We start from the raw sequence: 12,524 nt of genomic DNA, 5'->3' as shown, positions 1-12,524 counted from the left end.
AGGAAGATCATCATGGCAGAACCGATCGTGATCGCGCCCTCCATCCTGTCGGCCGATTTCGCGCGGCTGGGCGAGGAGATCAAGGCTATCGACGAGAGCGGGGCGGACTGGATCCATTGCGATGTGATGGACGGGCATTTCGTGCCCAACATCACCTTCGGGCCCGATGTCATCAAGGCCGTCAGGCCCTACACGAAGAAGCCCTTCGACGTGCATCTGATGATCAAGCCGGCCGATCCCTATCTGGAAGCCTTTGCCAAGGCTGGTGCCGACATCATCACCGTGCATGCCGAATCCGGCCCTCATCTCGATCGCTCGCTGCAGGCGATCCGCTCGCTGGGCTGCAAGGCGGGGGCGACGATCTGCCCGGCGACGCCGGAAAGCGTGCTGGATTATGTGCTCGACCGTCTCGACCTCATCCTGGTGATGACGGTCAATCCGGGTTTTGGCGGGCAGGCCTTCATCACCTCGCAGCTCGACAAGATCCGGCGCATCCGGGCGATGATCGGTACAAGGCCGATCCGTCTCGAGGTCGATGGCGGCGTCAACCCCGAGACGGCAGCCCTGGTAGCCGCGGCCGGCGCCGATACCCTCGTGGCAGGATCGGCCGTGTTCCGGGGCGGGGCTGCAAATTATGCCGGCAATATCGCGGCCATCCGCGAAGCAGCGGAAGACCATGTCCGCAAGGCGGCGTAGCGGCAGGATGCGGCTCAGTCAAAAACGGTCTCGATTTCCGCCCGCCTGGGCGTGGTGACGAACGCAGCCTGCAGGATGAGCACGATCACGCCGAGAGCTGCCGAAGCGAAGGCAATGTCGCGCCAGCTATAGAACGCCGTGACATAGCCTGCCACGCCGGGACCCACTGCGGCGCCGAGGAAATAGAGGGCGAGCAAGATGCTTATGGCATCGCTCCGCCACTGGCGTCGCGCATTGTCGGCCGCAAAAGCAAGGCTGACGGAAAGAAGGCTGCCGGTCGCGGCTCCCTGAAGCAGGCGGCCGATGGCCCAGACGGAAAAATCGGGAGCAAGTCCCCCCAGCGTTTCGCCAATCACGAAGACGGACGTTGCGGTCAACAAGAAGGGTTTGTCACCGACCACCGCCCGCAGGCGTCCGCCCAGTGCGAGGAATACGATGAGGAACAGGAAAACGCCGGAGGTGACGGCGCCTATGAGCGCGTAGGAGAGCGCGAATTCCTGAAGGATGGCCGAGAGGCTGACCGTGGCGGCGCCGGAACCGAAGCCGACGACCAGGAGGGTGCAGGCGAGGATGAAGAACTGCAAACCGCGCGAGGGCCCGCGAGTTTCGCCGGATATCGACATCTGTAACCTCCCACGAACCTTGCAAAAACAAAGGGCGCCCCGAAGGCGCCCTTGATTCCGATCCGGAAACCGATCTTACTTGATCTTGGTTTCCTTGAACTCGACGTGCTTGCGCGCGACGGGGTCGTACTTCTTCATTGCGAGCTTTTCGGTCTTGGTACGGGTGTTCTTCTTGGTGACATAGAAGTAGCCCGTGTCTGCCGTCGAAAGCAGCTTGATCTTGATGGTGGCGGCCTTGGCCATGGTGATGCTCCGAATATTGCTACCGGACCGTATCGGCTAAGGCAGCAAAGCCGCGCAATGGCGCGGCCCTTTTGAATCTTGGCGCACACTACTCATGGAAGAGCCGAAGTCAACCAAAAGAAGCGCATGCCGGCTGGAATTGTGCGGCCATGATGGCCATTCGTGCCTCTCCTAGATCTCCTCCCGGCTCCGCACCCCCCGTTGCTCACGATAGAAGGGCACGGGGACATCCTTCTCCAGGCCGATTTCCAGTCTCTTGGCGACTTCCTCGAGAATGGTGCGGGTGATCCAGACCAGATCTTCCGCCCGGGCTTCGTCGAAGGAGAGCCATTTCGTCTCGATCAGCTCCGAGTCGGGCCCCACGACGCCTTCGGTCCGGTGCGCGATGGAGTTCGCATCGGCCACGAAGAAGCGCGTGTCGAATCGGCGCTTCATCGCCGGCGGCGTGATGGCGCGGGCGACGAAATGCAGGCTTTCGGGCGAGGGGAACACCTCGTGTTCGGCAAAGGCGCGCCAGTGCTCGCTGCTGGTGGCGGGAGCACCGAGCCCTTTTTCGCCGAGCAGGATGCCGGTTTCCTCGAAGGTTTCCCGGATCGCGCACAGGGCCAGTGCCCTGGCCTTGGCCGGGGAAGGGCTGACGACACGCGTGAGCAAGCCGCGTTCGGTATGGGCGGCCAGCGTGCCATAGGCGCTCATGCTGCGATCGGCCGGTTCGACGCGCCCGCCGGGAAACACCATCACGCCGGGCATGAAGGCATGACCGGCATGCCGCCTTCCCATCAGGACGCGCGGCGTCTTGCCGGTGCGATCGAGCAGGATCAGCGAAGCGGCATCGCGGGGCCGGACGGGACGGGGTTTGGAGGGCGAGGACGGGATTTCGGACATCGGTTCAGCAAGAAGGAAATGGCTCAGTACGGAGAAAGCGTATCGGGATCCGGCTTGCCGGAAAAACCATGCATGCGATTCGCCCATTGCAGCCCGATGATGGCGCCCTTGATCATCGGCAGCAGGACCAGCGACAGCACGATGGTCAGCGTACCGAAGATCACGCCGAGCGACCAGAGCGGCATCTCCGTCTCGATCACGCAGGTGAGGATGCCTGCAACCACGATGTGGCCGACGATCAGCATGGTGAAATAGGGCGGAGCGTCGTCGGCACGGTGATGCGACAGATCCTCCCCGCAGACACTGCAGCGAGGAGCGACCTTGAGATAGGAGGTGAAGATCTTGCCCTTGCCGCAATTGGGGCAACGCCCGAAGGCGCCCCGCCGCATGGCGAGGGCCGCATCGCGCTGCTCGGGCCGATATTCGTTCATCGCCGACTTCCCTTCCCGGCGCGCTTGCCTTTGAGCGCCTTGGCCTTGCGTTTGGCCGCATTGCCCTTGCGATCGGTGATGCGCGGCCGCTTGACCACGCCGACCTTTCGGCTGGGCGCGCGGCGCCGCTGGCCGTCCGAGACGATCTCGAAGCGCAGCGCACCGGCAAAGGGCGCCGCCTCCACCAGCTTCACCGACACCGTGTCGCCAAGCTGGAAGGATTCACCCGTGGCTGCACCGATAAGCTGATGCGCGTTCTCTTCGAAGCGATAATAGTCGTGACCGATCGTCGCGGCGGGCACGAAGCCGTCGGCGCCGGTTTCGAGGAGCTTGACGAACAGGCCCGACTTGATCACGCCGGACACGCGGCCCTGGAAGATCTCGCCGACGTGATCGGCGAGGAAATGGGCGATCAGGCGGTCGATGGTCTCGCGCTCGGCCGTCATGGCGCGTCGCTCGCAGGCCGAGATCTTGCCGGCGATCTCGCTCAGCATGGCAGGCGTCATTTCCGTCGGCAGGCCGTCATCGCCCAGATGCAGGGCCCGGATCAGGGCGCGATGCACGATCAGGTCCGAATAGCGGCGGATCGGCGAGGTGAAATGCGCATATCGGCGCAGGTTCAGGCCGAAATGCCCGATATTGTCGGCTGAATATTCGGCCTGGCTCTGCGAGCGCAGCACCACGTCGTTGACGAGATGAGCGTTATCGGTGCCTGCGACTCTTCCCAGGATGGTGTTGAACTGGCTCGGCCTGAGCGCTCCCTGCTTGGAGAGCGGGATGTCGAGCGTGTGGAGGAACTCGCGCAGGGCGATGATCTTCTCCATCGAAGGCTCGTCATGCACGCGGTAGACCAGCGGCGTCTTCTTGGCTTCCAGCGTCTCGGCAGCCGCCACATTGGCAAGGATCATGAACTCCTCGATCAGCCGGTGGGCGTCGAGGCGCTCGGGAACGACGACCCGGTCGACCATGCCGTTGGGCTTCAAGAGGATCTTGCGCTCCGGCAGATCGAGATCGAGCGGCCCGCGGCTGTCACGCTCCGTCCTGAGGCAGGCATAGGCGGCCCACAAAGGCTGGAGCACAGGAGCGAGCAACGGGCCCGTGACTTCGTCGGTATCGCCGTTGATGGCGCGCTGGGCCTGCTGGTAGGAGAGCTTGGCGGCCGAGCGCATCATCACGCGATGGAAGCTGTGGCGCAGCTTGCGCCCATCAGCGGCGATGATCATGCGCACGGCCAGCGCCGGCCTGTCCTCGTTGGCCCGCAGCGAGCACAGGTCGTTGGAGATGCGTTCCGGCAGCATCGGTACGACGCGGTCGGGGAAATACACCGAATTGCCCCGGATCAAGGCTTCACGATCGAGGGGCGAATCCGGCCTGACATAGGCGGCGACATCGGCGATCGCCACGGTCAGGATATGACCGCCTGGATTGGCCGGATCGGGATCCGGCTCGGCATGGACGGCGTCGTCGTGATCCTTGGCATCGGCCGGGTCGATGGTGATTAGCGGCAGGCGCCGCCAGTCTTCGCGACCGGACATCGTCGCCGGCTTGGCCGCCTCCGCCTCCTCCAGCGTGTCCTTGCGGAAGACATAGGGAATATCATGGGCATGGATGGCAATCAGGCTGATCGCTTTCTCGCTGCCAACCTTGCCGACGCGCTCGACGATGCGCGCCATGGGCGGGCCATGGCGGGCGCCACGCAGGGGCTCGATGGCGACGAGTTCGCCATCTTCCGCCTTTGCGGCATCGTCGGGACGCACGAGCATTTCGCGCCCGGCATTGCGCTTCTCGATCGGAACGATCTGGCCTTCGCCGTTTGGAAGGCGGCGGAAGACGCCGAGAATACGCTGGCGCAGCCGCTCCAGCACCTTGATCACCCGCCCGGTCGGCTGATGATCCGAGCTGCCGTCGGCCATGCGCAGCAGAACCCGGGAGCCAACACCGGGGGCAGCCCCGCCGAAGCGCTTGGGAACGGTCACCACGATGCGTGGCGGCTTGCCATTGTCCTCGTTCCAGTCCGAAGGCATGGCGACGAGTTCGCCATCGCGGTCACGGCCGGTGATGTCGGCGACGAGGGATGAGGGCAGGGCGCCGGGCGCATTGAAGCCCTTGCGGCTGCGCTGCACCACACCTTCGTCGGCAAATTCGTTGAGCAGATGTTTGAGGGCGATCTTCTCGGCCCCGCCCAGGCCGAATTCACGGGCGATCTCCCGTTTGCCGGCGCGGCCATGCGACCGGGCGATGAAAGCGAGGATGTCTTCGCGGCTGGGCAGGGCGGGTTCCAATGCCTCGGCTTGTTTGTTTTTACGAACCACAGAAATTATTCCGAATTGGCGTTGGCGGCCCGGCATGCCCGGGGAAAGCGGGCAGTGGATCCGGTGTCATCATAGACCAACGCATGGGGTATTTGTCGAAGCCAATCGTGGACATCGCGCATTTCCGCAACGTCCTGCGCGATTGGCAGCTCTGTCTGTCGAAGGAAGAGATTGTCGAAGCGCTCTGCGCGGCGATCCGGATGGATCCCACAGCGCGGCAGAGCCATGTTTGGCAAAACGCGGAACGGCAGGAAACTCAACGTGCCGGGACAGACTGTCCAAAACCCTCGAGCGATCCACAGGCACTGGCGGACGGAGGGACGGTTCGATCGAACCGGACATGGAGCCATATAAGTCCCCATGCTTGGTTTGTCAACGAAAATGCTGCGTTGCAGCATTCTAGCCGCGTGTCCTCGAGAACATGCCGCGTTGACCCACCGGGGAGCGATGATATCGTTTCTGTTTTGCGGGTCCAAACCGGGAGTACGGTATGCGTGGTGCACTGATCGGACTTTACCTCTCATCGACGCTTGTCGCGGCTTCGGGCATACCTGCTCCGGCCCAGGCGCAGGACAGCGCCAAGCCCGACGACAATCTCAATGCCGTGCTGTGGGATCAGACCGCCGTGGAAGCCAAGGCCAATGCGACGGCCATGTTCGCCCTGGCGAAGATCAGGCTCGACCAGGCCCTGGCCGACCCCGCTTGGACGGCCGCGCCCGTCGAGCAGACCGGCGATTTCAAGGATCATCCGCCGGCGATCGTCCTCGATGTCGACGACACCTTGCTGAACACCTCCAACTACCAGGCCTGGAACGTCAAGGCGGGGACACGGTTCACGCCGGAGACCTGGACGAAATATGTCAAGGCGCAAGTCGATACCGTCATTCCCGGCGCGGTTGAATTCACCCAATATGCGGCCTCGAAGGGGGTGAAAGTCTTCTACGTCACCAACCGCACAAAGGAGGAGGAAGAACCGACGGTGCAGTTGATGACCAAGCTCGGCTTCCCCGATGGCGGCAATGTCGACACCTTCCTCAGCGCCAAGGAGCAGCCGGACTGGAAGTCGGCCAAGGGCACAAGGCGGGCCGTGATTGCCAAGGATTATCGCATCCTGCTGCTGGTCGGCGATAATCTCGGGGACTTCACCGATGCCTATAAGGGAACGCCGGAAGAGCGCGACAAGGTCTTTGCAGACAATGCGTCCCATTGGGGACATGACTGGATCGTGATCGCCAATCCGACCTATGGCTCGTTCGAATCCGCGCCCTACAAGAGCAATTACGAGCTTTCGGCTGACGAGCAGCGCAAGCTCAAGATCGAGGCGCTGAAGAGCTGGGATGGCCAGTGAGATTGTAAAAGCCGGCGGCGCCCGTCCCCTCACGGTCTGGTACAACACCAGATGCCCGGTCTGCGATGCCGGCATCCGGCATCAACGCAACCGGCTCGTGGAAGCGGTCAAGGCCGGACGCATCGAGTTTCTGGACATCAATCTCGAACCGGATGCCCTCGTGCGTTTCGGCGCCAGCCTCGACGATATCAGGCGACGCCTGCATGCGACGGACGAGGAGGGCCGTCTGCTGGTCGGCGCCGACGTCGCTCTGGCCATCTGGCGGCGCACGCCGGGACAGGCCTGGATCGCCGGCCTGCTCGGTGCACCGGGGATCCACACGCTGACCTGCTTCGCCTATGACCGCTTCGCGGACTTGCTGTTTGCCTGGAACAAGCGCCACGGGCGGTGGTAGCGGACCTGGCTTCCATCACGGCAAGGGAACGGGGATGGCGAGATGGCGTCGGTCAGGTTCCTCCCAGCTATGAGGCCAATAGCTCACCAATGCCACGAGCCGCGGCTTGGCATTGGCCGGCTTGTAGACGAAAAGCGCATTCAGTCCATTGGACTGGGAACAGCCGCGCTCTTGCCCGGAAGCCTCGTCGACATAGACGATTTCATTGTCCCTGTTGTTCTCAGGCAAGGTGCGCACCAGTGAAAAGCTCTTGAGCTTGTCGCGTCCGAGAGCCGAGCAAGCCGCATCGGTGATCGTGCGGGGCAGGACGTCCACCGTGACGTCCCCTCCGGGAACAGCATCGCCGATGCTGAGATTCGTCGCTTCGGCGGCCATGGTGGCGTAGGCCTGGTCGGGGAGTGGTGGATCGAAGAGCCGTGCGCCCTCATACACGGCCTGTCGGGTCGGTTTCTCGCCGATTCCGAGCCTGGTCAGCAGCGGCTCCACCTTTTTGCGCGCCTCGGTGCGGGCGGCGTCTTCGGGGCCTTCCTTGTCATGCTCGATGGTGAAGGGCGCGTCGGGCACGGATTTGCCCGTGTCGAGATCGATCACGGAGATCGTGCTGTAGGGATGGATCGAGGCATCGTGCGTGCCGTATTCCTCGAAGGCGAAATAGCGACCGTCCTTGGAAAAGCCAATGATGTCGGGCGTGGCGGCATCACCGGCGAGGGCGGCTGCAAGGGCCAGGCCGTTCAGAAGGACTGCGCCGATCAGCCCTGCAACGCGACGAACCATAACACTTGCCTCCAGCCTGCATGAGAAGAGCAGGCTAGAGGCCTGGAGCGCCCTGAGGAAGTCCCGGCGGGAACAGGGTTCCAGCTGGGCCCAGTGATCAATCGGTATCGAACGGTACCTCGTCGGAATCGACGATTGCCTTGGTTGCCTTCTTGGCAGCGGTTTTCTTGGTGGCCGTGGCTTTCTTGGCCGGCGCCTTTTTGGCGGTCGCTGCCTTCTTGGTCGCCGGCGCCTTGCCGCCCTTGGCCGCAATGAGCTCGATGGCCTGTTCCAGGGTCACCGCGTCGGCTTCCATGCCCTTGGGCAGGGTGGCGTTGACCTTGCCATTGGTCACATAGGCGCCATAGCGGCCGGGCTTGACCTCGACGCTGCCGCCACCGGGATAGTCGCCGAGGGGACGGCCCGCCGGCGCACCGGCGCCGAAACGGCGGCCTGAACCTCCGCTTTCCTTGGTGAGGATCAGGGCGATGGCCCGGTTGGCGCCGACGGCCAGTACGTCGTCATCCTTGTCGAGATTGGCGTAGGTCTTCTCATGCTGGACATAGGGGCCGTAGCGGCCGATGCCGACCAGGATCGGCTTGCCGCTGTCGGGATGCACCGCGACTTCCTTCGGCAAGGAGAGCAAAGCCAGGGCCCGTTCGAGATCGACATTGGCCGCGCTCATGCCGCGGGGCAGGCTTGAACGCTTGGGCTTCTCGCCTTCGCCGAGCTGGACATAGGGACCGAAACGCCCATCGCGGAGGGTGACGTCGAGGCCGCTCTCGGGATCCGTGCCAAGCTTGCGCGTTCCGGCTTCGCCACCGCCATCCGCTTCGCCATTCTGACCGGCGCCGGCGGAAAAATTCCGGGTGTAGCGGCATTCGGGATAGTTCGAGCAGCCGATGAAGGGGCCGCGCTTGCCCAGTTTCAACGAGAGCGTGCCGGTACCGCAGACCGTGCATTGGCGCGGATTGGAGCCATCGCCCCGGTCGGGGAAGATATGGGGCCCGAGCAGGTCGTTGAGGGCGTCGAGCACCTGGGTGGTGCGCAATTCCTTGGTGCCGTCGATCGCGGCGGAGAAGTCACGCCAGAAATCGCGCAAGACTTCCTTCCAATCGAGCTCGTGGTTGGAAATGCGGTCGAGCTGTTCCTCCAGCGCCGCGGTGAAGTCATATTCGACATAGCGGGCGAAGAAGCTCTCCAGGAAGGCGGTAAGGAGACGGCCGGTGTCTTCGGCCTTCAGGCGCTTCTTGTCGATCGAGACATAGTCGCGGTCGCGCAGCGTGGCGAGGGTAGCGGCATAGGTCGAGGGCCGACCGATGCCGAGCTCTTCCATGCGCTTGATCAGCGTGGCCTCGCTGTAGCGCGGCGGCGGCTCGGTGAAGTGCTGGGTGGCGGCGATCGACTTCTTGTCGAGCGTTTCACCGGCGCTCATGGCCGGGAGGCGCTTGGCATCCTCGTCTTCGCCTTCATCGTCGCGGTCTTCATTGTAGAGCGTCAGGAAGCCGTCGAACTTCACGACCTGGCCGGTGGCACGCAGGTCGAGCTTGCGCCCGCCCGCCTCGACCAGGATGTCGACCGTGGTGCGCTCCAGCTCTGCCGATGCCATCTGGCTGGCAACGGTGCGCTTCCAGATCAGCTCGTAGAGGCGGGCCTGCTCGTTGTCGAGGGAACGGGCGACGTCCTTGGGCGTGCGGAAAGGATCGGTCGGCCGGATCGCCTCGTGTGCTTCCTGGGCGTTCTTGGCCTTGGTGGTATAACGGCGTGGCATTTCCGGCAGGTAGCCCGGCGCATAGCTCTTGCCGATCATGCTGCGCACGGCGGCGATCGATTCCGGCGCCATGTCGACGCCGTCGGTACGCATATAAGTGATCAGGCCGACCTGCTCACCATTGAGGTTGACGCCTTCATAGAGGCGCTGGGCGATCTGCATGGTGCGGTTCGGCGAGAGACCGAGCTTGCGGCTGGCTTCCTGCTGCAGCGTCGAAGTGGTGAAGGGCGGGAACGGATTGCGGCGGGCCGGCTTGGCCTCGACGCTGGCAACGGCATAGCGGCCCTGGTCGAGGGCCGCGCGGAAGGCGAGCGCCTCCTTTTCGGTGCCGACATCGAGCCGCTGGATCTTCTGGCCGTCGGCGCCGACGAGGCGGGCCTCGAAGACATCGCCGCGCGGCGTCGCCAAGGTGGCGACCAAGGACCAGTATTCGCGTGCGACGAAGCGCTCGATTTCCAGCTCCCGGTCGCAGACCAGGCGCAGCGCGACCGATTGCACCCGACCGGCGGAACGGGCGCTGGGCAATTTGCGCCAGAGCACCGGCGACAGGCGGAAACCGACGAGATAGTCGAGGGCACGGCGGGCGAGATAGGCGTCGACCAGGCCTTCGTCGATCTCGCGCGGCGCCTTCATCGCCTTCAGGACAGCGTCCTTGGTGATGGCGTTGAAGGTCACGCGTTCGACCGGGATATCCTTGATGGCGCGCTTCTGGCGCAGGATCTCCAGCACATGCCAGGAGATCGCCTCGCCCTCGCGATCAGGGTCGGTTGCCAGAATGAGCTTGTCGCTCTCCTTCACCGCCTTGGCGATGTCGCTGAGGCGCTTGCCGGCCTTGGCGTCGTTCTCCCACACCATGGCGAAATCGGCGTCGGGCTCCACCGAACCATCCTTGGCCGGCAGGTCGCGCACGTGACCATAGGAGGCGATCACCTGGTAGTTGGAACCGAGATATTTGTTGATCGTCTGTGCTTTGGCAGGCGACTCAACGATGACGACAGGCATGGGCGGGCCGTTCAATACGCGGAAAACGAAATCTCCCCTGCCAGGAGCTCACCTCGGTGGCCGGCCAAACAGGGCATGGAAACGAGCAGGCCGTCCGGCTTTTCGGCGCGAATAGGCGTCCTGGAGCCGTCGGCTAACTGCCAAATAAGGGTAAATCCGAAAATTGCAAACTGGCGCATTTGTCAGATTAGGTGGTGTTGCAACCACCAAGGCGGCGGCAAGATGGGCAAAAGCCGGGCTCAAGTCAATTCGACCGACCGGCTTACAACAGCGACACCATACCATTGCCGTGCCGTTCGATTCGTCCCGACATATCGAGCTCGAGCAAGGCGAGCTGAACCCGTCGGGCATCGAGTCCACAGGCTCGCACCAACTCATCCATGGCCACGGGAGAGGGGCCGAGGGCGGCGATCAGCCGATCCTGGTCGGGGTCGCCTGTCGAGACGGCTGGTGGAGTGGAAGGGGAGGCGGGTGAGGTGTCGTCGAAACTGAAGCGAGGTTGAACGGGTCGGCGCGGCGGCGGCGCGGGACGTTCGACCAACGGTGTCAGGGCTTCCAGCACATCGCCGGCATGCCGGACCAGGATGGCTCCCTCGCGCAGCAATTTGTTGCTGCCTTCGTTGCGCGGGTCGAGCGGGGAACCCGGGGCTGCCATCAGTTCCCGGCCTTGCTCCAAAGCCAGGCGGGCGGTGATGAGGGAGCCGGAGCGTGCAGCGGCCTCGATGATGACCACGCCGAGCGAAAGGCCCGAGACGATGCGGTTGCGTTTGGGAAAATCGCGTGCCGTCGCCACCCAGCCGAACGGCATCTCGGACATGACGCAGCCGGTTGCGCTGATGTCTCTTGCGAGCTGTGCGTGCTGGGGAGGATAGATGTTGCCCAGGCCGCCACCGACCACGGCGACGGTGCCGTTTGCTATCGTGGCGCTATGGGCCGCTTCGTCGATCCCTCGCGCCAGGCCTGAGACCACGGTGAAACCGGCATTGGCGAGTTCGGTCGCCATGACAGCCGCGAATCGACGCCCCAGCGCGGAGGCATTGCGGGCCCCGACGATGGCGACCATCGGCCGGGACAGGGGGGTGAGCGAGCCCCAGGCGGCGAGGAGGGGCGGGGCCGAATCGATGGCAGCCAGGGAGAGCGGGTAGTCGGCTTCGCCCAGCGCCACGAAGCGGGCACCAAGGGTGGCCATCGCCTGCAATTCACGCTGGAGGCTGGCATCGGACGGCAGCTTGAGGGCTCGACCGCTGCGTCTGGCAATGTCGGGCAAAGCCTCGATCACCGCCCGGGCGGAACCGTGGCTTTCCAGGAGACCCTTGAAGCTGATGGGGCCAATGCCGTCACAGCGGATCAGGCGCAGCCAATCCAGCTTTTCTTCGTCCGAGAGGGTAGGTCCCGGCGAGGTCACGCCTTCTTTCCGATGCGGCTCTCCGTGCCGTTGAGAAGACGGCCGATATTGGCGCGGTGCATGACCCAGAGGGCCACCGAGAGGACTGTAAAGAGCAAAGCTTCACGCTGATAGCCCATCAGCAGCAGCCCGATCGGGCTCAGCAGGCTGGCGGTCAGGGCGGAGGCGGAAGAATAGCGGGTGGTGAAGGCCACCAGGACCCAGACCAATGCGAAGAAGATGGCGATAGGCCAGGCAAAGGCGGCGAGGAGGCCGAGATAGGTCGCCACTCCCTTGCCGCCCTTGAATTTCAGCCAGATCGGGAAGAGATGGCCGACGAAAGCGGCTAGCCCTGCAAAGACCGCAGCCCCATCCCCCCAGAAATGGCGGGCAAGCAGCACGGCGGCCGTGCCCTTGAGGGCGTCGAGAATCAGGGTGGCGGCTGCCAGGTCCTTGCGTCCGGTGCGCAGGACATTGGTGGTGCCGATATTGCCCGAGCCGATGGCGCGGATGTCGCCCAATCCTGCCAGGCGGGTGAGGATCAGGCCAAAGGGGATCGACCCGAGCAGATAGCCGAGCAGCAGCGCCGCCAGCGTCGTCGTCAGGGTCAGGTCGGCAAACATCGGCAGCTCGCTTCGGGAGGAAAAGGCTCGTGCGGCACACTATCGCCACTCGCCAAGGC

The 12,524-nt window shown here is 63.9% G+C and carries 12 protein-coding genes; 3 read left to right on the top strand and 9 right to left on the bottom strand.

Going from position 1 to position 12,524, the window contains the following annotated elements:
* Nucleotides 1-12 precede the first annotated feature (12 nt).
* A complete protein-coding gene (rpe, locus tag QM672_RS06335) occupies nucleotides 13-696 on the top strand; it encodes a ribulose-phosphate 3-epimerase (protein WP_311934830.1) in 684 nt (227 codons plus the stop codon).
* A gap of 14 nt (nucleotides 697-710) precedes the next feature.
* Here rpe and QM672_RS06330 read toward each other — a convergent pair whose 3' ends face one another.
* From QM672_RS06330 to rnr, 5 genes are all read right to left on the bottom strand, one after another.
* Nucleotides 711-1,319 carry an MFS transporter gene (locus tag QM672_RS06330; RefSeq protein WP_311934829.1) on the bottom strand — a complete coding sequence of 203 codons (609 nt, stop codon included), beginning with the start codon at nucleotides 1,317-1,319 and terminating at the stop codon, nucleotides 711-713.
* Nucleotides 1,320-1,394: 75 nt separating this feature from the next.
* Complete coding sequence (gene rpmG / locus QM672_RS06325; protein ID WP_068297055.1) at nucleotides 1,395-1,562, bottom strand: 50S ribosomal protein L33; 168 nt, start codon at nucleotides 1,560-1,562, stop codon at nucleotides 1,395-1,397.
* Nucleotides 1,563-1,733: 171 nt separating this feature from the next.
* Complete coding sequence (locus QM672_RS06320) at nucleotides 1,734-2,447, bottom strand: NUDIX hydrolase (RefSeq protein WP_415081333.1); 714 nt, start codon at nucleotides 2,445-2,447, stop codon at nucleotides 1,734-1,736.
* Nucleotides 2,448-2,470: 23 nt separating this feature from the next.
* Complete coding sequence (locus QM672_RS06315; RefSeq protein WP_311934827.1) at nucleotides 2,471-2,878, bottom strand: DUF983 domain-containing protein; 408 nt, start codon at nucleotides 2,876-2,878, stop codon at nucleotides 2,471-2,473.
* On the bottom strand, nucleotides 2,875-5,190 hold the full coding sequence (gene rnr / locus QM672_RS06310) for a ribonuclease R (RefSeq protein ID WP_415081331.1): 2,316 nt from the start codon (nucleotides 5,188-5,190) through the stop codon (nucleotides 2,875-2,877). The genes QM672_RS06315 and rnr overlap by 4 nt, the downstream gene beginning before the upstream one ends.
* A gap of 490 nt (nucleotides 5,191-5,680) precedes the next feature.
* Between rnr and QM672_RS06305 the strand changes: the two genes are divergently transcribed.
* A complete protein-coding gene (locus QM672_RS06305) occupies nucleotides 5,681-6,538 on the top strand; it encodes a 5'-nucleotidase, lipoprotein e(P4) family (protein WP_311934825.1) in 858 nt (285 codons plus the stop codon).
* Nucleotides 6,528-6,932 (top strand): thiol-disulfide oxidoreductase DCC family protein, encoded by a 405-nt coding sequence (locus QM672_RS06300; RefSeq protein ID WP_311934824.1) that lies wholly within the window; start codon nucleotides 6,528-6,530, stop codon nucleotides 6,930-6,932. Before QM672_RS06305 ends, QM672_RS06300 begins: the two co-directional genes overlap by 11 nt.
* 15 nt (nucleotides 6,933-6,947) lie before the next feature.
* Here the strand turns inward: QM672_RS06300 and QM672_RS06295 are convergent, their stop codons facing one another.
* The 4 genes from QM672_RS06295 to plsY all read right to left on the bottom strand — a co-directional run bounded on the left by QM672_RS06295 (nucleotide 6,948) and on the right by plsY (nucleotide 12,465).
* The gene (locus QM672_RS06295) at nucleotides 6,948-7,706 is read right to left on the bottom strand and encodes a DUF2259 domain-containing protein (RefSeq protein ID WP_415081328.1); all 759 of its coding nucleotides are present in this window, start codon (nucleotides 7,704-7,706) and stop codon (nucleotides 6,948-6,950) included.
* Nucleotides 7,707-7,803: 97 nt separating this feature from the next.
* Nucleotides 7,804-10,458 (bottom strand): type I DNA topoisomerase, encoded by a 2,655-nt coding sequence (gene topA, locus QM672_RS06290; protein ID WP_415081326.1) that lies wholly within the window; start codon nucleotides 10,456-10,458, stop codon nucleotides 7,804-7,806.
* Between the two features lie 262 nt (nucleotides 10,459-10,720).
* Nucleotides 10,721-11,863 carry a DNA-processing protein DprA gene (gene dprA, locus QM672_RS06285; RefSeq protein WP_311934821.1) on the bottom strand — a complete coding sequence of 381 codons (1,143 nt, stop codon included), beginning with the start codon at nucleotides 11,861-11,863 and terminating at the stop codon, nucleotides 10,721-10,723.
* Nucleotides 11,860-12,465 (bottom strand): glycerol-3-phosphate 1-O-acyltransferase PlsY, encoded by a 606-nt coding sequence (plsY, locus tag QM672_RS06280; protein ID WP_311934820.1) that lies wholly within the window; start codon nucleotides 12,463-12,465, stop codon nucleotides 11,860-11,862. The genes dprA and plsY overlap by 4 nt, the downstream gene beginning before the upstream one ends.
* Nucleotides 12,466-12,524 lie beyond the last annotated feature (59 nt).

The sequence above is a fragment of the Labrys sp. (in: a-proteobacteria) genome (assembly GCF_047605565.1).
GTDB classification, from domain to species: Bacteria; Pseudomonadota; Alphaproteobacteria; order Rhizobiales; family Labraceae; genus Labrys; species Labrys neptuniae.
Note: the sequence above shows the minus strand (reverse complement) of the source record. Positions and strands in the feature narration are given on the sequence as shown.

Coding starts and splice junctions, on each gene's coding strand:
- rpe (WP_311934830.1), top strand. CDS start 13: ATGGCAGAACCGATCGTGATCGCGCCCTCCATCCTGTCGGCCGATTTC.
- QM672_RS06330 (WP_311934829.1), bottom strand. CDS start 1,319: ATGTCGATATCCGGCGAAACTCGCGGGCCCTCGCGCGGTTTGCAGTTC.
- rpmG (WP_068297055.1), bottom strand. CDS start 1,562: ATGGCCAAGGCCGCCACCATCAAGATCAAGCTGCTTTCGACGGCAGAC.
- QM672_RS06320 (WP_415081333.1), bottom strand. CDS start 2,447: ATGTCCGAAATCCCGTCCTCGCCCTCCAAACCCCGTCCCGTCCGGCCC.
- QM672_RS06315 (WP_311934827.1), bottom strand. CDS start 2,878: ATGAACGAATATCGGCCCGAGCAGCGCGATGCGGCCCTCGCCATGCGG.
- QM672_RS06305 (WP_311934825.1), top strand. CDS start 5,681: ATGCGTGGTGCACTGATCGGACTTTACCTCTCATCGACGCTTGTCGCG.
- QM672_RS06300 (WP_311934824.1), top strand. CDS start 6,528: ATGGCCAGTGAGATTGTAAAAGCCGGCGGCGCCCGTCCCCTCACGGTC.
- QM672_RS06295 (WP_415081328.1), bottom strand. CDS start 7,706: ATGGTTCGTCGCGTTGCAGGGCTGATCGGCGCAGTCCTTCTGAACGGC.
- topA (WP_415081326.1), bottom strand. CDS start 10,458: ATGCCTGTCGTCATCGTTGAGTCGCCTGCCAAAGCACAGACGATCAAC.
- plsY (WP_311934820.1), bottom strand. CDS start 12,465: ATGTTTGCCGACCTGACCCTGACGACGACGCTGGCGGCGCTGCTGCTC.